At 68.4% G+C, this 20,235-nt stretch carries 18 protein-coding genes and 1 pseudogene; 12 read left to right on the top strand and 7 right to left on the bottom strand.

Going from position 1 to position 20,235, the window contains the following annotated elements; genetic code table 11:
• The first annotated feature begins 4 nt into the window (after nt 1–4).
• Nucleotides 5–763, top strand: coding sequence for a precorrin-6A synthase (deacetylating) (gene cobF, locus IEY87_RS18125; RefSeq protein WP_189139836.1), 759 nt, complete (start codon nt 5–7; stop codon nt 761–763).
• Here the strand turns inward: cobF and IEY87_RS45800 are convergent.
• Nucleotides 717–1,011, bottom strand: a pseudogene (locus tag IEY87_RS45800) (hypothetical protein). The gene cobF and the pseudogene IEY87_RS45800 overlap by 47 nt on opposite strands.
• A 249-nt stretch (nt 1,012–1,260) precedes the next feature.
• On the opposite strand from IEY87_RS45800, the gene IEY87_RS18115 reads away from it, so the two are divergent.
• The 9 genes from IEY87_RS18115 (at nt 1,261) to IEY87_RS46695 (ending at nt 9,350) form a co-directional block, all read left to right on the top strand.
• The gene (locus tag IEY87_RS18115) at nt 1,261–1,863 is read left to right on the top strand and encodes a superoxide dismutase (RefSeq protein ID WP_189139835.1); all 603 of its coding nucleotides are present in this window, start codon (nt 1,261–1,263) and stop codon (nt 1,861–1,863) included.
• Nucleotides 1,864–1,868: 5 nt separating this feature from the next.
• Entirely contained in the window at nt 1,869–2,441 is a 573-nt protein-coding gene (locus IEY87_RS18110) for a GNAT family N-acetyltransferase (RefSeq protein ID WP_189139834.1), read from the top strand.
• Between the two features lie 220 nt (nt 2,442–2,661).
• Entirely contained in the window at nt 2,662–3,705 is a 1,044-nt protein-coding gene (locus IEY87_RS18105; RefSeq protein ID WP_189139833.1) for an ABC transporter substrate-binding protein, read from the top strand.
• The gene (locus tag IEY87_RS18100; RefSeq protein WP_189139832.1) at nt 3,702–4,790 is read left to right on the top strand and encodes a FecCD family ABC transporter permease; all 1,089 of its coding nucleotides are present in this window, start codon (nt 3,702–3,704) and stop codon (nt 4,788–4,790) included. Before IEY87_RS18105 ends, IEY87_RS18100 begins: the two co-directional genes overlap by 4 nt.
• A complete protein-coding gene (locus tag IEY87_RS18095; RefSeq protein ID WP_189139831.1) occupies nt 4,787–5,524 on the top strand; it encodes an ABC transporter ATP-binding protein in 738 nt (245 codons plus the stop codon). Before IEY87_RS18100 ends, IEY87_RS18095 begins: the two co-directional genes overlap by 4 nt.
• Before the next feature lie 186 nt (nt 5,525–5,710).
• A complete protein-coding gene (locus IEY87_RS18090; RefSeq protein ID WP_189139830.1) occupies nt 5,711–7,501 on the top strand; it encodes an alpha/beta fold hydrolase in 1,791 nt (596 codons plus the stop codon).
• A 145-nt stretch (nt 7,502–7,646) separates the two neighbouring features.
• Nucleotides 7,647–8,381, top strand: coding sequence for a GOLPH3/VPS74 family protein (locus IEY87_RS18085; RefSeq protein WP_189139829.1), 735 nt, complete (start codon nt 7,647–7,649; stop codon nt 8,379–8,381).
• Between the two features lie 80 nt (nt 8,382–8,461).
• A complete protein-coding gene (locus IEY87_RS18080; RefSeq protein WP_189139828.1) occupies nt 8,462–9,211 on the top strand; it encodes a MerR family transcriptional regulator in 750 nt (249 codons plus the stop codon).
• Nucleotides 9,212–9,218: 7 nt separating this feature from the next.
• Complete coding sequence (locus tag IEY87_RS46695; RefSeq protein WP_263651551.1) at nt 9,219–9,350, top strand: hypothetical protein; 132 nt, start codon at nt 9,219–9,221, stop codon at nt 9,348–9,350.
• 158 nt (nt 9,351–9,508) lie between these two features.
• Here the strand turns inward: IEY87_RS46695 and IEY87_RS18075 are convergent, their stop codons facing one another.
• Entirely contained in the window at nt 9,509–10,540 is a 1,032-nt protein-coding gene (locus IEY87_RS18075) for a hypothetical protein (RefSeq protein WP_189139827.1), read from the bottom strand.
• A 373-nt stretch (nt 10,541–10,913) separates the two neighbouring features.
• Here IEY87_RS18075 and IEY87_RS18070 point away from each other — a divergent pair, with 373 nt between their 5' ends.
• A complete protein-coding gene (locus tag IEY87_RS18070) occupies nt 10,914–12,977 on the top strand; it encodes an AfsR/SARP family transcriptional regulator (RefSeq protein ID WP_189139826.1) in 2,064 nt (687 codons plus the stop codon).
• Here the strand turns inward: IEY87_RS18070 and IEY87_RS18065 are convergent.
• Both IEY87_RS18065 and IEY87_RS18060 read right to left on the bottom strand, forming a co-directional pair.
• Nucleotides 12,895–13,947 carry an AraC family transcriptional regulator gene (locus tag IEY87_RS18065; RefSeq protein ID WP_189139825.1) on the bottom strand — a complete coding sequence of 351 codons (1,053 nt, stop codon included), beginning with the start codon at nt 13,945–13,947 and terminating at the stop codon, nt 12,895–12,897. The genes IEY87_RS18070 and IEY87_RS18065 overlap by 83 nt on opposite strands.
• Before the next feature lie 363 nt (nt 13,948–14,310).
• Nucleotides 14,311–15,861: an FAD-dependent monooxygenase gene (locus IEY87_RS18060; RefSeq protein ID WP_189139824.1), complete on the bottom strand. Its 1,551-nt coding sequence runs from the start codon at nt 15,859–15,861 to the stop codon at nt 14,311–14,313.
• A 101-nt stretch (nt 15,862–15,962) separates the two neighbouring features.
• Here IEY87_RS18060 and IEY87_RS18055 point away from each other — a divergent pair, with 101 nt between their 5' ends.
• Nucleotides 15,963–16,571, top strand: a complete 609-nt coding sequence (locus tag IEY87_RS18055; protein ID WP_225277025.1) for a TetR/AcrR family transcriptional regulator — start codon at nt 15,963–15,965, stop codon at nt 16,569–16,571.
• A 40-nt stretch (nt 16,572–16,611) separates the two neighbouring features.
• Here IEY87_RS18055 and IEY87_RS18050 read toward each other — a convergent pair whose 3' ends face one another.
• From IEY87_RS18050 to IEY87_RS18040, 3 genes are all read right to left on the bottom strand, one after another.
• Nucleotides 16,612–17,187, bottom strand: coding sequence for a TetR family transcriptional regulator (locus IEY87_RS18050; RefSeq protein WP_189139823.1), 576 nt, complete (start codon nt 17,185–17,187; stop codon nt 16,612–16,614).
• 58 nt (nt 17,188–17,245) lie between these two features.
• Nucleotides 17,246–17,605 carry a DoxX family protein gene (locus IEY87_RS18045; RefSeq protein ID WP_189139822.1) on the bottom strand — a complete coding sequence of 120 codons (360 nt, stop codon included), beginning with the start codon at nt 17,603–17,605 and terminating at the stop codon, nt 17,246–17,248.
• Nucleotides 17,606–17,677: 72 nt separating this feature from the next.
• Nucleotides 17,678–20,224: an excinuclease ABC subunit UvrA gene (locus IEY87_RS18040; protein ID WP_225277026.1), complete on the bottom strand. Its 2,547-nt coding sequence runs from the start codon at nt 20,222–20,224 to the stop codon at nt 17,678–17,680.
• Between the last annotated feature and the right edge of the window lie 11 nt (nt 20,225–20,235).

Here is a 20,235-nt window from a genome sequence, read left to right as displayed (position 1 = left end):
ACGGGTGAAGCGGCTACTCGTCATCGGCATCGGCGCGGGCGATCCCGACCATCTCACCCTCCAGGCGGCCAAGGCCATCGCCCGTACGGACGTGTTCTTCCTCGTCGACAAGGGCGAGGTGAAAGATGAGCTGGTGCGGCTCCGGCAGGACCTGATCGCCGAACACGGCCGCCCGCCCTACCGGATCGCCGAGGCCCGCGACCCGGAACGCGACCGGAACGCCTCCACCTACACCGCCGCCGTCGAGGACTGGCGCTCGCGCAGAGCGCTGGCCTGCGAAGCGCTCATCAGCGAGGAACTGGCCGACGGCGAGACCGGGGCGTTCCTGGTCTGGGGAGATCCGGGCGTGTACGACAGCACGCTGGCCATCGTCGAAGAGATCCTCCAGCGCGGCAACGTCACGTTCGCGTACGAGGTGATCCCCGGCATCAGCAGCGTGGCCGCACTGACCGCCCGCCACCGCACCAGCCTCACCCAGGTCGGGCGGCCCGTTCACCTCACCACGGGGCGCCGTCTGGCCGAGGAGGGCGCCACCGCCGACGACGTGGTCGTCATGCTGGACGCCCACTGCTCCTTCGCCGGCCTGGACGACTTCCACATCTACTGGGGCGCCTACCTGGGCACCCCTGACGAGATCCTGGTCTCCGGGGAGGTCGCCGAGGTCGGCGACCGCATCCGCGAGCTCCGCGCCGAAGCGCGCGCCCGCAAGGGGTGGATCATGGACACCTACCTGCTGCGCCGGGCTCCTCGCGCCGATCGTTGAATCGCCTGCGGGCGGGCCGGTGCCACCAGGCGCGGACGTTCATCTCGTCGCAGATGAGGTAGCGGGGTTCGAGTGCCAGGGCACGGGCCACGCAGGCGCGCTGGAGCTGGCCGTCGGACACCTCGTGCGGGCTGCTGGAAGATCAGGTCGATCGAGGTGCGCTGCCGGGCGCGGTGCCGCCAGCGCGTGATCGGCTGACCGTCGAGGCTGACCGTGCCGCCAGATGGCCGCAGCAGCAGGGGGAGCACGCACGCCAGGGTGGATGTGCCGCACCCGCTCGGCCCGGCCAGGCCGGGCCGGGCGTCTCCCCGGGCATGACAGTCAGGGTTACGCCGTCCAGGACCTGGTGGCGGCCGAAGGCGAGGGTGACGGCGGTGGATTCAAGCACTGAGCGAATGTCGCCATCGCTGTCGGCATGCCACCCGAGACACGAGCTAGTTGCGGCATTAAGGTTATTGCGAGGCATATGCAAGTACGAGATTTCGAGGAGATAGCTCATGGGGCAGTACACCCTCCCGGACATGCCGTACGACTACGCGGCGCTGGAGCCGGCGATCACCGGTGAGATCCTGGAGCTGCACCACGCCAAGCACCACGCCGCCTACGTCAAGGGCGCCAACGACACCCTTGACCGCCTGGCCGAGGCACGCGACAAGGGCGAGTTCGGCGGCCTGGTCGGGCTGGAGAAGACCTACGCGTTCAACCTGTCCGGGCACGTCCTGCACACGATCTTCTGGCAGAACCTCTCCCCCGACGGCGGAGACCGCCCCGACGGCGAGCTGGGCGACGCCATCACCGAGCACTTCGGCTCCTTCGACGCCTTCAAGAAGCAGCTCACCACCGCCACCGCCACCGTGCAGGGCTCGGGCTGGGGCGTGCTCGCGTGGGAGCCGCTCGGCCGCCGCCTGGTGGTCGAGCAGGTCTACGACCACCACGGCAACGTCGGCATGAACACCGCCCCTCTCCTCGTCTTCGACGCCTGGGAGCACGCCTACTACCTGCAGTACCGCAACGTGCGCCCGGACTACGTCGAGAAGCTCTGGGGCCTGATCAACTGGAACGACGTCATCGCCCGCTACGACGCCGCCCGCGGCGCCTAGCCACCATGCCGGCGACGCCCGCCCGGCCACAGCTTGGTCCGCAGGGCCAGGCGGGCGCCGCTCTCTCCGAGATCCGGCTCATCCCGGCGAGCGAAGTGAACGGCCTGCTGGACACCGTGACGGAGGTGGCGCGACAGGTCTTCACCCTTCCGCCCTGGGCCGAGCCGAGGGAGTCGGCCGGCGCCGTCGCCGAACGGCTCGCCGCCGACACGCGCCGGCGGGGATTCACGTTCGCCGCGGCGTTTCACGGTGATCAGGTGCATGGGTTCGCCTATGGTGTGCGCTGCTCCAGACTCGCCCTGCTGGCCTCCCGACTGCCGCGAGAGGACCTCACCCTCCGAGAACTGGCGGTCCTGCCCTCGATGCGGGGACATGGGCTCGGGGCACGTCTGCACGACGCGTTGCTGTCGGCTGCCCCGGGAGTGCCATGGTGGCTGACCACGCATCCGCGCGCGGGCGCGGCGCTCGGGCTGTACCGCCGCAGGGGTTGGCGCGTGGCGGCGCTGCTGACCACCGAGGACAGGGTCAGATTGATCATGCTGAAGCAGCCGCTCACCGGTAAGGACAGCAACCAGTAGAGCTCTGAGAGGTCGCCCTGCCGGCGCCACTGCCCCGCATCATCGGCAGGCTCGCGGCGTGGGTCGACATAGCCCGCTCCCTGCATCCGGACGCATTCTGACCAGTTTCGGTCTGATGTGCGGCCAGCAAATGCAACTTGCTTGCATTTGCGAGATATGAGCAGAATGTGGTGTTTCCGCTTCACGATCATTCGACCGCTCACCCTCGGAGACTCACCGCATGAGCCGCCCGCCCCGTACCTCCTCGACCATCACGAAGAAGCTGCTCGTCCTGACGTCGGCCCTGACGCTGACCGCCTGCTCACAAGCCCCCGCCACCCAGGAGGGCACGCAGACGGCGTCCGCGCCGCAGACCGGTTTCCCCGTCACCGTCGAGAACTGCGGGCGCGAGCTCACCTTCGACAGGCCGCCGTCCAAGGTCGTGACCGGTTACCACCCGTCCCTGGAGACGCTGCTCGCCCTCGGCCTGAGCGATCGGATCGCGGGACGCACCTTCTTCGGCGAGAGCGCGTTCCTACCGGGGCAGAAGGAGCAGTACGACAAGATCCCGCAGATCTCCGAGACGATCATGCTGCCGCAGAAGGAGGTCATGCTCGCCCAGGGCGCGGACTTCGTCCTGGACAACGCGATGGCCGGCTTCGACACCGCCGGCGGGTACGCCGGCGTGGCGGAGCTGGACGCGGCCGGCTCTCCGGTCTACATCCTGGGCGGCTGGTGCAGCCCCGAGGAGACGCTCCAGTACACCCTGGACAAGACCTTCACCGACCTGCGGAATCTTGGCAAGATCTTCGGCGTCTCCGAGCGCGCCGAGAAGCTGGTCGGCGCGTTGCAGGGCAGCCTGGCCGACGCCAAGAAGCGGGTCGAGGGCCGTACCCCGGTCAAGGTCCTGGCCACGGACGGCGGCAAGGGCCCGGTCAACGCCTACGGCGGTTCGGGCGTCACCAACCAGATGATCACGGCAGCGGGCGGCGTGAACGTGCTGGCCGACGTCAAGGGCGACTACACCGAGGTCAGCGTCGAGGAGGTCAGCGCCGCCCAGCCCGAGGCGGTTCTGGTCAGCGACTACGCGACGCTGCGCGGTGAGGACATGCCGAGCTCGCCGGCCAAGGCCGAAGAGGCGTTCGCCATCGCGAAGAACAGCCCGGCCGCCAAGGAGAAGCGCTACCTGGCCCTGCCCGTGGCGGCCCAGCACCCCGGCTACCGCAACATCCTGGCCATCACGGACATCGCCGCATTCCTGCACCCGGACGCCTTCACGCGATGACCAGTGAAATTCAGCAGGACGTGACGACCACGTCGACGGTGAACCGGCGCGGCCGGTTCGGGATGCTCGTCGTGGTGCTGGTCGTGGCCATGGTCGCCTCGACCTGGCTGGCGGTGAGCATCGGCGCGGTGCCCGTCGCCCTGCCCCAGGCATGGGGCATCGTCGCCGACGGCATCGTGCCCGGCCTGGTGCCGCGCACCTGGACGCCGGTGCAGGAGCAGATCGTGTGGGAGTTCCGGCTGCCACGCGCGCTGCTCGCGTTGCTCGTCGGGGCCGGGCTGGCGGTGGTCGGGGCGGTGCTCCAGGCGCTGGTACGCAATCCGCTGGCCGACCCGTTCCTGCTCGGCATCTCCTCCGGAGCCTCGTTCGGGGCGGTGACGGTGTTCATCCTGGGCGTCTCGGCGCTCGGCGGGCTGTCGATGTCGGCCGCCGCCTTCGCCGGGTCGCTGCTCGCGCTCGCCCTGGTGTACGCGCTGGCGCAGCGGTCCGGGCGGCTCACCCCCTCGCGGCTCGTGCTGGCCGGGGTGGCGCTGGCGTACCTGTTCCAGGCCGCCTACAGCTTCGTCCTCCAGGCGGCGCAGAGCGGGCGGGCCGCCCAGCAGGTGCTGTTCTGGCTCATGGGCAGCCTCGGCGGGGCCCGCTGGCACCTGCTGCCGCTGCCGGCCGTCGTCCTCGCCGCCGGGGTGACGTACCTGCTGCTGCAGCACCGGCCGCTGAACGCGATCGCCGCCGGGGAGGAGACGGCCGTCTCGCTCGGCGTGAACGTCAACCGCTTCCGCCTGACCTTGTTCGTGCTGACCTCGCTGCTGGTCGGCGTGCTGGTGGCCACCAGCGGCGCGATCGCGTTCGTCGGCCTGATCGTGCCGCACGCCGCCCGGTTGCTCGTCGGCGCCGACCATCGCCGGGTGCTGCCCGTCACCGCCCTGCTCGGCGCCGTCTTCCTGCAACTGGTGGACATCGCCGCGCGCACCGTCAACGCCCCGCAGGAGCTGGCGCTCAGCATCGTCACCGCCCTGTTCGGCGTGCCGTTCTTCCTCTGGCTGCTGCGCCGCCGTTCGGTGGACCGGGCGGTGAGCGTCCAGTGACGCTCGACCTGCGAGGCGTGTCCGTCAAGCTGGACGGCCACCGGATCGTGCACGAGGCCGGCCTGCTGGTGGACGACGGCGAGGTCGTCGGCCTAGTCGGGCCGAACGGCTGCGGCAAGTCCACGCTGCTGCGCAGCATCTACCGGGCGCTGCGCCCGTCCGCCGGGCTCATCGCGGTGGACGGCGACGACGTGCACCGGATGCCCGCCCGCGAGGCCGCCCGGCGCACCGCCGTCGTCGCCCAGGAAACCCCCGCCGACCTGGACTTCACCGTGTCCGAGATCGTACGGATGGGCCGTACTCCGTACAAGACGGACACCTCCGCCGACGAGAAGCTGTGCGTCGGCGCGCTGGAGCGGGTCGGCCTGGCCGACCGCACCGAAAGGATCTTCGCCACCCTGTCCGGCGGCGAGAAACAACGCGTCCTGCTCGCCCGCGCCCTCGCCCAGCAGACCCGCCTGCTCCTGCTCGACGAGCCCACCTCCCACCTGGACGTCCGCCACCAGCTCGAACTGCTGCACCTGGTGCGCGAGCTCGGCATCGCCACCCTGGCCGTCCTGCACGACCTCAACCAGGCCGCCGCCTTCTGCGACCGCCTCTACGTCATGGACGCCGGCCGCATCGTCGCCGGTGGCCCGCCCGACCACGTCCTCACCCCCGAACTGATCTCCCAGGTGTACGGCGTGCGCGCCGTCCACCGCACCCAGCTCGTCTTCGAACGGCTCGCGGACTAGGAGTCGACCCAGACCCGCGTCGCGCGAGGGTCATCGGCGCCGCACGCCGCCCGAGAGGCGGACGCCGGCGCTTGACCCTGTCCTCGGAACACACGTTGGACTCGGTGGCACGGCGGTCGAGCGGCGCTCGGCCACCGCTCGACGCATGCGGCGATCCGTAGTTTGCGACCGATGAGGAGACCACTCATGCCCCATGACAGCTCCGCCCAGGCGGAGACCAGGCGACGCCGGAGACTCAAGCCGCTGATAGCGGGGGTCGCGGCTGCCGGAGTAGCCGCCATTCTGGTGGCGGGAACGGTCGCGTTCCGGAGCGGCGGCGACGGTGAAGTGAGGCAGACACCGGATGTCGCCGTACTCGCCGGCCCGCTTGCGGACCAGGAGCCGGCCTGGGAGGCCTGCGTGTTCCACGATGACGGCCCGCCCTTGCCGGGTGCGGACCTGTCCAACGTCGAGTGCGCCACCATCCAGGTCCCGCGGGACTGGCACGACCCCGACCCGGAGGTCACCTGGGATGTCCGGATCTCTCAGGCGCGAAACATCGATCCCGCCGACCCTGACTACCGCACGACGATCATCACGCACCCCGGCGGACCGTACGCATCCGGGCTGTCCTACAGCACCACTGTCCAGATGTACACGCCAGAACTCCGTCCGACCACGAACTACGTCAGCTTCGACCAGCGTGGCCTCGGTCAGTCGAGCCACGCGGAATGCGCGTACGAGTACGACCCGGCCGACGGGCGATCGGCGCAGGCGCAGGCGATCGGCGAAGCCTGCTCGCAGGATGCCGACGTGGCGACCATGACGACCGAGCAGGCCGCCTACGACATGGACTTCATCCGCCACCTTCTCAGGCTTGAGTCGGTGACCTACGTGGGCTACTCCTACGGCACCTGGCTAGGGACATGGTTCGGCGGCCTCTTCTCCGACAACATCGAGCGCATGGTGCTCGACTCGGCGACGGACTCGACGCAGGAATCGATCCAGACGCTCTACAACGCCGCCCACGAGGGCCGCGATCGCCAGTTCCGCCTGCACCTGATGAACTGGATCGCCCGCAACGACGCGACCGTCGGGCTCGGCACCGACCCGGAAACCATCTGGAAGCGGTACTTCGCGGCCACGAGCACCCCCGAGCAGTCGCTGGCGGCGCTCTATGCCTGGAACTCGGTGAATGGCCCGGTCGCCTTCTCGAACCCTGTCGCGTACCCGATGGCCGGGAGCCTCGTGTCGAACATCATCGCCGAGGGCGAGACGCCGGCGGACCCGGTGATCCCCGTAGAGTCGGCTGCTCGCATCATCGATCGGACGGACCTGCCCGACGGGCTGCGGGCCGCGGCGCACGAGCGCCTCGCGCAGCTGGCCGAACCTCCGGCCGGCGAACCGGGCGAGACGGTTCGCGGTACGCACGACTACGTGATCGAGTTCACCGCGTGCACAGACGGTCAGTGGACGCAGGGCCTCGACCACTGGGAAGAGTTCAACGAGCGCACGGCAGCCGTCGCGCCGCTGTCGAAGCAGCTCGGGCTGCTGGTCACGCCGACGTGCGCGTTCTGGCCGACGGATTCGAAGATGCCGGCCTTGGACGACAGCTTTCCCGAGACCATCGTCCTGCAGAGCGAGCTCGACTCGATGACACCGTTCGAGCAGGGCTGGGCGGCCGGCACAGGGCTGCCGAACACGAGCCTGATCGCGGTCGACAACGAGAGTATCCATGGGGTGTTCCCCTACGGCACGGAAGAAGTAGACCGACCGGTGATCGACTTCCTCCTCGGCGGCGAGCGGCCCGCATGGACGATCGTCGCCGCGGGCAAACCTCTGCCCTTGGAGCGATTCACGTACGAGTCGTGGACGCCACTGGACGAGAACGCCGGGCACGCCACCGACGTCCCTCGGTTCACCGACCCGACCATCCTGGCCGAGACGGGCACACTGAGCGAGACGCCGGCTCCGCAGCCCTCCTCGGGCACCCCGTGATGACCCGGTGCTGAGCGCGCGCGGCCCGAGTCGCCCCGGCTCGGGCCGCCACCGCGAGGCCCCGCATTCGACCCTGTTCCGGGAACATGGTTCTCAATGGGGGGAACCAGGAGCGCAGGGCTCGTCCGGTGGGGAGAGGGGCACGATGAGTGACGAGAACCAGGTACCGGTCGATCGCGCGGACGGTGCGCCGCTCGAGCGGTCCATCGACGAGCCGCTGCTCGTCGAGGACGTGCTGCTGCTGCTCTTCCAGCCGTCCTCCGGCGCGATCGCGGGCGAGAACTTCCTCTTTTACGTGCTGGGCGGTGCCGTCGTCGCCGATCTGGCACTCCGCGACCTCACCGAGGTGCAGGAGGCAGGCCGGCTCGTCCGCCGCGTCGCCGCACGGGGCGACGCCCCGCACGAAGACATCCTGCGCCCTGCGTGGGACTACCTCGCCACGAAGCCGCGCGGTATGCGGACGGTGATCGCGGCGATCGGTCCGGAACTGCGCGGCAAGGTGCTCAACAAGCTCATCGACGACGGACATCTGCGACGCACGCGCAAGAAAGTGCTCGGCTTCATCCCATCGGAGTCCCTCGAGCTCGGCAGCACGCGGCGCGCGGAGCTCCTCACCCGCGTGCGCGCGACGCTCGTCGACGGGAACGAGCCCGACGCCAGGACCGCTGCGATCACGGCGCTGCTCTCCGCGAGTGCCAACCTGCACCAGTTCGATCCCGAGATCCCATGGACATCGTCGGTCATCCACCGCGCGAAGGAGCTCGAGAGCGGCGACTGGGGCGCGGCGGCCGTGGGAGCGGCCGTCACCCGGGCGACGATCGCCGTCCTCAGCGGCGCCCTGAGCGCATCGACCGCCGCGAATGCCGCCGGCCGCGGCTAGTCCCACCAGAGATCTCGCAGGATGTTCCCGCATCGTCCGGGACGAAATTCCTGGCCTAGGATGCGAGCGGAGGTAGGACCATGGCGTGGAGCACCCGCGAGCTCGCTGACCTGGCGGGCACGACCGTCAACACCGTCCGGCACTACCACGAGCGCGGCCTGCTCGAGGTGCCCGACCGACGGATGAACGGCTACAAGCAGTACGGCGTCCCCCACCTCATCCGTCTGCTGCAGATCCGCCGGCTCCGCGACATCGGCGTCCCGATCGCGGAGATCGAGCGTCTGGACTCCGGCGTCGGGACCTCGCCAGAGGTGCTGGCGGCCATCGACGCGAACCTCATCGAGACGATCGAACGCAGCCAGCGGGCGCGCGCTGAGATCGCCGACATGCTCCAGCATGGCTCGATCACGGAGGTGGCGACGGGGTTCGCGAGAGTCGCGCCGCGGTTGTCTCCTTCCGAGCGATCCCTGACGCTCATCTACTCGCAGCTGTACCAGCCCGAGGTGATGAATGACGTCAGCGAGATGCTCGACGTCGACGCAGACGCCGCGACGGTGGAGTTCGAGTCGCTGCCCGCGGACGCCGACGAGGCGACGCGCGCTCGCCTCGTCGAGGAGTTCGCGGAGACGATCACGAAAGCTCTCGCGAACTACCCCTGGATAGCCGCACCGGAAACGCATCTGAGGCGGACGCCGATATCGACCGCTGTCACCATGGTCGAGACCATGCACGCGATCTACAATCCGGCGCAGCTGGAGGTCCTGGTGGGAGCCACAGCGCTCGCGCGGGCGCGGGCGGACACGGACGAGGTGCCGGGCCCCCGAGCATGACCGGCGGATGTCCTGGCTTGCCGACATCGCCCCGTTGTCGGATCGGCTCTTCGCCGGCTCCGGTTCCGGCAAGATGTGCCGGGTGACCGTACCTCCCTCGCGCCGGATCGCCGGGCAACCGGCGCTCAAGGGGAGCTGACCGGCTCGCATGGCGCACTGTGGCGGCTGCGCTGAACGGCGAAGGAAGCCTGGACAGCACGATGGGCGTGCCCGTGCTGTCCACGAGACTGTTACCGGGCGCGGAGCGCGAAGGCTGTGGCGTCATCGGGGTCGGTATGAGCCCTGGCCGAGGGCCGGCTACCTGAAGGCGCGGTGGAGCTGGGTCATGGTGTCGGCGACGCGGCTCTTGTCGCCGACGACCACGTAGGTTTCGTAGGTGACCTTGTCTCCCTTGTCCATGGCTCCGCTGGGGCTGGTGACCTGGATGGTGTTCTCACCGAAGTGGCCGTTGTAGTCCATGGGCGGGCGGGTCATCGTGTAGTAGTAGGCCTTGTCGCCGAGAACGTCGGGCTTGACGTACATGCCGAGGCAGTAGTCGCCGTCGTCGGTACAACGGACCATGGGGTCCTTGCTCGTGTGGGAGTCCACGGGCTTGGGCGACAGGCGACCGGTGGCGGGGCTGTAGGAGAAGACCTTGGTGAAGTCCGGCTGCAGGTAGGCGACGAGGACACCGTCGAAGTGATCGTGTCGTTCGTCGTCCGAGGTGATCGTGGCGGCGGCGCGGAAGACGTTCTCCAGCTTGGGCGCGTCGTGGTCGGGGGCGAGCTCGATCGAGGTCTGCAGCCAGTACGGCGACAGGCCCATGGTGAACGGGACGCGCTTGGCCTGGTGGTCGGCGCTGCGGCAGTCGCCCCAGCCCGGTTTCGTGTCCGCGAGGGTAACGAACATCGCGGGCCTCCCCGCCGTGCGGATGGTGCTGCCGGACCTGGCCATGGTGTAGAGCGCGCTGGTGCTGGGACCGTGGTAGGGCGGCGGCTGACCCGCGTCGTCCATGCGAGTACCGGCCTGCGTGGGGTTGTAGCACTCTGTCGACGCCTTACCCCGCTGCCAGGCGTGGAAGGCGTACTGGAAAGCGGCACCGTGGCCGCCGCTGGAGATGAACTCCTTGTTGTTCACCTTGACCGACGCGATCGCGCCGGCCAGCGCCGTCGACGTCGTGACCGCCAGCTTGTTGCGCTTGTCGACCAGAGCAGACGCCGTGACGTCCTGGAACGTCCGGTCGTAGTTCTTCTTCGTGGCGCATTCGGACTTGTACGTGATCGCGCCACGGATGTGGTGTATGGATCGGCCGCGGCCCGCTCCGCCCGGGCCGGCGCCGCCTTGATCCACCGGTAAAGCCCGAGAGCGACGGCGCCCTGATCTCCTGGCTGAGCGACGCCTTCGCCGCCCCGGCCCGCACGCGAGCGTTCAGGCTCAGAGAGCGTGCTGTCCGAAGCACGAATATCGTGCGACGCAATGTGGATAGCCGCTGGTCGTGTCCGCCTCCTACGCTCCATGCCTAATCGCGACGACGCAATCGAGCGCACGGGGCCCGAACACCTTCCGGGAGGCCCTGTATGCCGAAAGCGTCTGAGCGCCGGCTCGCCGGTTTCCAACTGCAGGGAGCAGCATGCACTCCACCATTCTCACCCTGGTGACGATTGATGCCCTTGGCGTCTTCACCGCGCCGCCGAATGCCGCCGCCTGAGACGGGGTCCGTCGTATGGGGGTACGTTTTCAGGTTCTGGGTCCGCTAAGAGCGTGGCGCGAGGAGTGCGAACTCGCCCTGGGGTCGCCCAAGCAGCGGGTGGTCTTGGGGGCGCTGTTACTGAACCCGTGCGGGCGGGTCAGCACGAGTGAGATCTCCGCTCTTCTCTGGGAGGAGTCCCCGCCACCGACGGCGGTCAACACGATTCAGACGTACATCAAGAGGCTCCGTGGCCTGCTGCAGCCGGAGCGTGTCTCGGGAACCGCTGCCGACAGCATGCTCAAGAGGGTGCACGGCGGCTATTCGCTGATCCTGGACGAGGACAGTCTCGACCTGCTCCGGTTCCGGTTCCTGTTGTCCACGGCGAAGCGTGAAGGATCGGAAACAGTGCCCGCGGAGGCGCTCACCATGTTCCATGGGCTTCCGCTGGAGGACCTGAGCGCCTTTCCGAGAACGGATGCGAATCTCGCGGCCGTCGAGCAGGAACTGATCACGGCAATGGTCGTCGCGGCCCGAGCACCCGGCCGCCATGATCGCGCCGAGTTGGTCAGAGGTCTTGAGGGCCTGGCCCGCCACTACCCCTTGAATGAACCGCTCCACGCCGCTTTGATGCGCGTGTACAACCATGCGGGCAGGCAAGCCGAAGCGCTGATGGCCTTCGATCAGATCCGGCGCAGGCTCGGCGAGGAACTCGGCGCCGATCCTGGCGAAGAGCTCCGTCGCGCGAACATGGAGGCTCTCACGCAGCGTCCGGTCGTGGTATCCCCTGGGCCGCGCTGGCGAGGGCGAAGAGCCGCGGACGGCCCCCTGATCGGGCGTGCGGACGACCTGAGGAAGGTCACCGAACTCGTGAGAAAGCGTCGGCTCGTGACGCTCACCGGCCCAGGCGGGGTGGGAAAAACGAGATTGGCCCTCGAGGTGGCCGCCAGGGCTCAGGAGGCGCATCGCGACGGCGTCGCGGTCATCGAACTCGGCTCTCTGTCGTCGAGGCACGCCACGGGGGACGACCGCACCGCGCGACTCGATGCCGTGACGGACGCCATTCGGTCAGGGCTCGGGCTGTCGGACGATCCTGATGTTCGCGCAGCGGATCTCATCACCGCGCTGCAAGGCGAACATCTGCTGATCGTGCTCGACAACGCGGAGCATGTGGCGAGCGTCATCGCGTTCTGGACCGACGAGGTGCTCCGGTCATGCGACGGAGTTCGGTTCATCATCACGTCGCGTCGATCTCTCGGGCTCCCCGGCGAAACGGTGTGGGAGGTCTCCCCGCTTTCGCTGCCCTCTGCGGGAACACCCGAATCAGAGCTGTGCGGATACGGAGCGGTGGACCTCTTTCTCACCCGTGCGGGTGAAGTCTGCCCGCTGCTGGACCTCTCGGACGATCTCGGCGACGTGGTCGAGGTGTGCCGCAAGCTCGACGGGCTGCCCCTCGCCATCGAATTGGCCGCGGCCAGACTGCGGTCGATATCGATCGCGGCCTTGCGGACGCGTCTCGGACACCCCGGCGCATTGGGCGAACGCTTGGCACCCGGCCTGCCCCATCAGCAGTCCCTCGGTACGACCATCCGCTGGAGTCTCGATCTCCTCAGCGAAACGGACAAGCTGGTCCTGCGGCAGTTGTCCGTGTTCTCAGGAAGCTTCACTCTCGAGGCGGCCGAACAGCTCAGCGCCCACGGCCCTGTCACGAGCGGGCAGGTAGCCCTTTCTCTGGCCACCTTGGTCGACAACTCACTGGTCCAACCCGTCCGCGGTCATGACTATCGGTATCGGATCCTCATCCCGATCCGTAATTTCTGCCGCGCGGAACTGGGCGCCGCCGAATACAGGGTGACAAGGGATCGGCGTCTCGCCGGCTTCTCGGACCTCGCGAAGCCGGTAGAGGAACACGCTGACGCCTCGGTCCTGCGACTCGAGCTCACCGAGATACTCGCCCATGAGCTGGGCGGATGTGATCATCGACAGGCGCACTGCTCAGGTGGAGCGGCTGCCACGCTTACCGGTGTCCTTGGCGGGTGCTGGACGGCGGCCGGCCGTAGGTCTGCCGGTACCTGGCCGCGAAACGGCCGAGATGGGTAAATCCCCACCGGAGGGCCACATCCGTGACGGTTGTCTGGCTGCCCGTCTCGGCGATACGGACCAGATCGGCGTGGGCGTGAGCCAGCCGTACGGAACGGAGATAGGCCATCGGGGTGGTCTGCAGGTGCTCGCGGAAGCCGAGTTGCAGGGTGCGGACGCTGACCCTGGCCGCGGCGGCGATGTCGCCGAGACTGATCGGTTCGCCGGCGTGATCCTCGCAATAGCGGGTCGCACGCCGAAGAGCGGCAGGAGTCCACGCGGCGGATGGCTCGCCGAGTTCGTAGGAGTAATTGTGGGGCTGGGAGGAGAGCAAGGTGTGCAGCAGGAACTGCTCGAAGTGATACTCGGCCTGCTTCGAGGCCGTGAACGGCAGCGTCCCGCCCGTACCGACCGACGACAGCAGTCTCAGCGCGTGACCGAGCGCGCCGGTGGCGACCACCCCCGGTTCGAACCGCAGTCTCTCCTTGGGAGGATCACCCAGGTACGTCTCAAGCGCTTCCTGCAGGAGTTCCGACGGAATCTGCATCAGCATCACTTCGTGATCGAGACTCCAACGCATGTCTATCTTCTGCTGGGGACCTATGAGGGAGATCGGTGCGTTGACGTCGTCCCGCCCGTTGAGCGTCACCTCGCCGACCCCTCGCAACGGCATGATCGCGTAGAAGTTGAACGACTCCGACGTCCCGGTACGAATTTCTGCCCCATATGACGCGGTGTATAAAGCGATCTTTCCTTTGTGGAGAAGCTGGTGTCGCGCGCCGCGCGGGTGCGATTTGACAATCCGAAGGTAGTAAGATGGATATTGCTGTCCCAGTAGTTCGCGCAGCTGATCGACATCTGCGGTGACAGCCGGGGATTTTATCGCTGGGTCTGAGGTACGCCCCGATTCCCGCACATTAAAATCTGCCATCGCGCTGACTTCCCCTGCACGCTCTGCCGACCACCCCGCCCCCGCGAGCAGTCGCGCCATGGTACTCGACATGGAGGCTGCGTCGACCTGATCGTCGATCAGGGAACCGAGTTCGGCAGCATGGTGACGTGAGTTCCGGAATGCGCATACCCACGTCATCTCCGCAGCGGAAGGACCCTGGACTCTTCCTCCCGCGGACAGCAGGCTAGCGATGGATCGCGATACTGTACATCTGAATCCAGACATTTCGAAGTATTTCTAAATAAATCACGCCTTGATGGGATTGTTGATAAGTTTCCGTCGCGAGCCGCGGGCCGCCGTCGCCGCGAGGTAGGGGCCCGCGGACATCATGGGGTCCACGCCGTCGATCAGGGGTCGCCCGTTGGCACACCAGGTCGAACGGCCTGGTGCGCCACGATTCCCTTATGGACTTGAAACCCTTGGCGTGGCGGAGATCGTCCTCAAGTAGTCGGCCACCGCGTCGCCTGACCGGGTTCGTACGGCCACATAGCCGTCCGGGCGGACGAGGACGAGGGTGCCTCTGCCGGCGCCGTAGTGCTTGCTCGGCGGGCCTGGCTCCAGCTGGTAGACGCGAATGCCGTCGCCGTAGAGTGCGTCCAGGCGCTCGGCCAGGCCTGGCACCATCGCGCCGAACTGGAGCAGCGTGAAGTGGGGGCCGCGGAAGAGGTCGAACAGCCGCGACTGCTCGCCGGTCACCGGGTGCCGGCACGGCGAGTCGGGTGCCCGATCGCCGGGACGGACCTTGCCCTTGTCGCCGACCGACAGCTCGGAGTCGCGGTACTTCACGTTGAGCTGGGAGGTCCTGCTGACGATCGCCTTGGTTACCGCGGGGCTGCGCATCAGCGGCAGGATGATCCGGTCCCGGAGGAAGGTCATCAGAGGCTTGGCGGAGAACAGCGCGGTCATACTGGCGCCGCTGGTCTTGAGCACGGATTCGGCCACCGGGCGGCGCTCCCGCTCGTAGGTGTCGAGCAGGCTGTCGGAGGCTTGACCGCGTACCGCGAGGGCCAGCTTCCAGCCCAGGTTGTAGGCGTCCTGGATGCCGGTGTTCATGCCGAGGCCACCCGCGATCGGGTGGACGTGGGCGGCGTCTCCGGCGATGAAGACGCGGCCGGCACGGTAGCGGTCGGCGAGCCGTACCTTGTAGCTGAAGCGCGAGCGCCAGGTGGCGTTGTGCAGGCGCACATCCGTCCGGCCGGTGCGCTGCTCGAACAGGCGCTGGAAGAGCTCGAGTGAGGGCTCCTCCCCGGCGCCCTCCTCACCGGGGCGTACGGTGAGGCCGAACTGCCACGACCGCGTACCGGGCAGCAGTGCGAGGCCCACGGAGGACTCATCGGCCGCGTACCAGACATAGGAGCCGTCGCGGGGCAAGCCGTCCACCTCCACGTCGCCGAGCAGGTAGTGCTCGGTCTCCGACACCAGACCGGGGAAGGCGATCCCGGCGGCCTCGCGCACGGCGCTGCTGCCGCCGTCGCAGCCGACGAGGTAGGAGGCGTGGATCTCCTCACCCGTGGCGAGTCGCGCGACGACCTCGCCGTCGGACTGCTTGAGGTCGGTCAGGTGCAGGCCGCGCTCCACCTGACCGCCCCACTCGGTCAGGCGGGCGCGGAGTATCTCCTCGGTGCGCCACTGCGGCAGCAGGACGAGCGTCGGGTACGGCACATCCGGCCGCGCGTGGACCCCGGCCAGGAGGTGCAGCTCCGCGATGAACCGGCGGTCCATGTAGATCCGCGCCGGCATCTCGGACGTCCCCGCGTCCAGGAAGTCCTGGACCACGCCGAGATCGTCGAACACCTCCAGGCTGCGCGGCTGTATGCCCTTACCCCGAGACTGGCGGTGGAATTCGGGAGATTTGTCGATCACTCGGAAGGTGACGCCGCGCCGGGCCAGCTCGCAAGCCAGCGTCAGCCCGGTCGGTCCGCCTCCGACGATGAGCACCTCTACGTCGGTCATGCCTTCCCCCCATTCAGGACGGAACGTATCCGTTCCGTTTGAAGGATAGGCGTCCATCGAGCCGGGACGCAACCGTTCCGTCTCGGGGTACTATCGCCGATATGGCTGAGATCAACTCGCGTGGCCGTGGCGCCGCCGTGCTGCGCCAGACGGTCACCGACACCATCGTCGCGGCGGCGGTCGCCGAGCTGGCGGAGACGGGTTACGCCGGCATGTCGATGGGCGCGGTGGCCCGGCGGGCCGGTACGGGAAAGGCCGCGCTCTACCGGCGGTGGCCCTCGAAAGAGGCGATGGTGGTCGACCTCATCGAGGTCATCGCGTCCCGGCAGGTCCCGGCGGGCGGGGCCGGTGACCTGAGCAGCGACGTACGAGCCTACGTCCGAGCGGTGGCGGATACGCTGTCGGATCCCGTGGTCATGCGCATCGTGCTCGATCTGACCGCCGAGGCCGCTCGCAATCCCGGACTTTCCACTGCCTTCGACACCGCGATCCGGCAGCCGCGCAGGCTCGCGTGCGAGCGGTTTCTGCGGAGCGCGGTGGAGCGTGGCCAGTTGCCCGCCGACCTGAGCCTTGACCTGGCCCTCGACCTCCTGGTCGGGCTCACGCAGTGGCGTGTGCTCAACACCGGCAGGACCGTCGACGACTCCTACGTCGAGGCGACGAGCAAGCTGATCATCCAGGCGCTTCCGCTCTGCCTGGACGCCGGCTGATCGATCATGAGGCGGCTTCGGTGAATCGCCTATGGCCAGGTCACGATGGTGACGTCGTGCCGCTGTCCGGCACGAGTGGCAGGAGAGTTTCATAGAGGTCGCGAAGCTGGTCGGCGTCGACGGGAGGAAAGACGACAGTCGCTCCGACCGCGAGCAGGTAGGGCAGCAGGGCTGCCGTCCGCGCCTCCTCGTCGGTGGCGACGGCTGATCGCCACACCCGCTGGAGTGCGGACAGTCTGGCCTCGTCCAGGCGGGTCTGCACGGCACGCACCTCCGCATCCCAGGTCGCCCACGCCCGCACCGCGATATCGAGTTCTGGACGATAGAGCCCTGTGCCGCCAGGGCGGACGAGTGTCGTCAGCCGGGCGAGGATCACCCGGGCACCAGCCGATTCGCCGACGTCGGCGATCGCGTTTTCGAGCGTGTCGATCGACAGGCGCTCGACCTGGTCGAGAAGCGCTTTCTTGTATCCCTCGGCACCGTCGAAGTGATGGTGGAACGACCCTTTCGACAGGTTGAGCCGAGCGGCGATCCGGTCGATGCGAATCCCTGCCGCGCCTTCTTCCGCGAGTACGTGCAAGCCTTCGTTCAGCCACCGGTCTCGTGCCGTGCTCATCCGGTAAACGTACCATCGGGTATGGAGGAGTCCGCGCTCGCCGAGGCGCCGGCGAGCTTCATGCCACGAAGCTGAAGACGCCGACGGCGACGCAGATCAGCAGCATGACGGTGGCGTTGAGGAAGAGGTTGCGGCCGAAGTCCCGAGCCGCGATGTGCATCGTGATGGCGACCACGAAGTAGAGGACGAGTGCGGCACAGGTCACGGCACCGAGGTACGGCAGCCAGATGCCCAGGATCAGACCGGCCGCGGCGGCGAACTTCAGCGGCGGCATGATCCACCAGTGACGTCGCGGAAATCTCACGTCTTTGAAGCACTGGGCGATGAACGGGACGGGCTTGATGCACATGACGGCGTCGCCGGCCTGGATGATCGCCAGGACGACGACCGGCCAGATCGGATCGGGCAATGCTGACACAGCTCTCCTCAGACAGTGAATCGATGACCACGCGCTAGGACCGTACCATACCGTATAGTACGGTCCTCTCGCTCAAGCAGGTCCGGCACTCCCGGCTCGCTGTCGGCCCGTGTCTTCCCGCGTGCCCAGGAGCGGCAGGCCCGCCGCGTACCGCCGAAGGAAAGCCGCGGTCGGGGTGTCCGCGGTCGCGACGGTGTCCGGGGTGCCCGCCGCGACCACCGCACCGCCGTCCGGACCGGCGCCCGGCCCAAGGTCGATCACCCAGTCCGCGGACGCGGCGACGGGGATGTCATGCTCGGCCACGACGACGGTGTTGCCCGAGTCGAGCAACACGTCGAACGCGTCGACCACCCGCTGAATGTCGGACGGGTGCAGGCCCGAGACGGGTTCGTCGAGAACGACCAGGCCGGCCCTGCGGCTCGCGGCGCCTCGCTGGATCGCCGACGCCAGTTTGAGCCGCTGGGCCTCGCCCCCGGACAACTCCGTTGCGCTCTGGCCGAGTTGGAGATAGCCGAGCCCGACCTGGTCCAGGGCGCCCAGGATCTCCGCGAGCTGCCGGGGCGCGGAGAACCGCTCCACGGCCTCGGCGACGGTCAGCTCCAGGACCTGATCGATGGCCAGCCCTTGATACCTGATGTCCAAGGCCTCCGGCTGGTAGCGCCGCCCCTCGCACGCGTCACAGACCACCCACACATCCGGCAGAAAGTGCATGTCGACCAGCTTGCGGCCGTATCCCGTACAGGTCTCGCAGCGGCCGCCGTTCGCGGTGTTGAAGCTGAACCAGGAGGCGTCGACCCCGCGCCCGCGTGCCACGTCGGTTTCGGCGAACAGCCTGCGGACGATGTCGAACGCCTTGCTGTAGGTGGCCGGGTTGGATCGCGGGGTCCGCCCGAGCGGTTCCTGATCGACGACGGCGACCCAGCTGAACCCCTCGATGCCGGTCACCTCCCGCACCAGGTCGGTCGCCGTCGCGTCCAAGGCGGCCGCCACGCTCGCCGCCAGCGCACCGAGCAGGCTGCTCTTGCCGCTGCCGCTCACCCCGGTCAGGCAGGTGAGCCGACCGGCAGGAAACCGCACCTGGTCCGCGGTCACGTTGTGCGCACGCAGGCCGTGCAGCTGCACCCAGCCGGTGTCTGACCCGACCGGGCGGCGGGTCCGGCGTAGCCGCGGCCCCTGGCCGGCGAGGTAGCGCCCGGTCAGCGACGTCGGGTGGGCGGCCGCGTCGGCGGGAGGGCCCGACACGAGGACCTCACCGCCGAGGCGACCGGCGCCGGGCCCCATGTCGATCACCCAGTCGGCCCGGGCGATCAGCTCGGGATCGTGCTCGACGAGAAGCACCGTGTTACCGGCCGCGCGCAGCTCCAGGGCGATGTCGAGCAGGTGCGCCTTGTCCGCGGGATGCAGCCCGGTCCCGGGCTCGTCCAGCACGAAGATGATGCCGCTCAGCTCGGTGCTGAGCTGGGCGGCGAGCCGGGTCCGCTGCAACTCGCCGCCGGACAGCGTCGCCGCGCTCCGGGACAGCTGGAGATGGGCCAGGCCGAGCCGGTCCAGGATGCCGAGCCTGCGGCCCAGGTCCTGCAGCAGCGGCTCGCCCACCTCTCGCTGCCGGGAGCTCAGGTTGTCCGCCACCCGTCGCGCCCAGCCGCGCACCTCCCGTACGTCCACCTCGATCAGGTCGGGGTAGGTCAGCCCGCCGAGCCGTACGGACCGGGCCACCTGGTCGTACCCGCTGCCGCCGCAGGCGCCGCAGGACCGCTTGCGCATGTACGGCAGGTAGCGCTGCTTGGCGCTGGACGTCTGGGCGTTCACGAACACCCGCTCCACCTCGGCGAGCGCTCCCCGCAGCGGCTGGCTCGAGGTGTAGGTCACCTGAGCCGTCTCGTTCTTGTTCGTCATGTCGATGGTCGCCTCGATCTTCTCGTCGCCCGTGCCGTACAGCACGCAGTGACGGAACTCCTCAGGCAGCGACCGCCACGGCCGGCCGAGGTCCACGCCCCGCTTCTCGGCGAGCGCCGGGACGAACGCGTGCTCCCCCGATCGCCACTTCGCGTACCAAGGCGAAGCCCCTTGGAAGAGCGGAAGCTCCGGATGGGTGATGACCAGGTCCTCCTGCGCCTCCCAGCGCCCGCCCACCCCGTGGCAGTCCGCACAGCTGCCTTCCGGGGTGGCGCGGTCGAAGTGAGCGGTGGTCAGATGTGCGTCTCCGCTGCCCGCCGCCGGATCTGCGTCGATCCCCGGAAGGCGCGAGTACAGCAGCCCCAGGTGCCCGTCGATGCCGGTGATCGTCGCGACCGTGGAGCGCGGGTTGCGGTTCAGCCGGCGCTGGTCGACCGCGAGCGTCGCGCCGAGCCCCAGGATGCGGTCGACCTTCGGCCGGTTGCGCTGGGTGATGTACTGCCGGACGAACGGCGAAAGCCCTTCCAGATACCGCAGTTGGGCCTCGGTGTGCAGCGTGTCGATCGCCAGCGAGGTCTTGCCGCTGCCGCTCACCCCGGTGAAGGCGACGAGCAGTCCCTTGGGGATGCTCACCGACACATCCCGCAGATTGTTGGTACGAGCCCCCACCACGTCGATGGTCTCGCGCACCATGCTCGCGATGTCCCGTACGAATGCAGTCAACCTTCATCCAC

Origin of the sequence: Nonomuraea glycinis, assembly GCF_014646515.1 — a bacterium.
GTDB lineage: Bacteria > Actinomycetota > Actinomycetes > Streptosporangiales > Streptosporangiaceae > Nonomuraea > Nonomuraea glycinis.
Note: the sequence above shows the minus strand (reverse complement) of the source record. Positions and strands in the feature narration are given on the sequence as shown.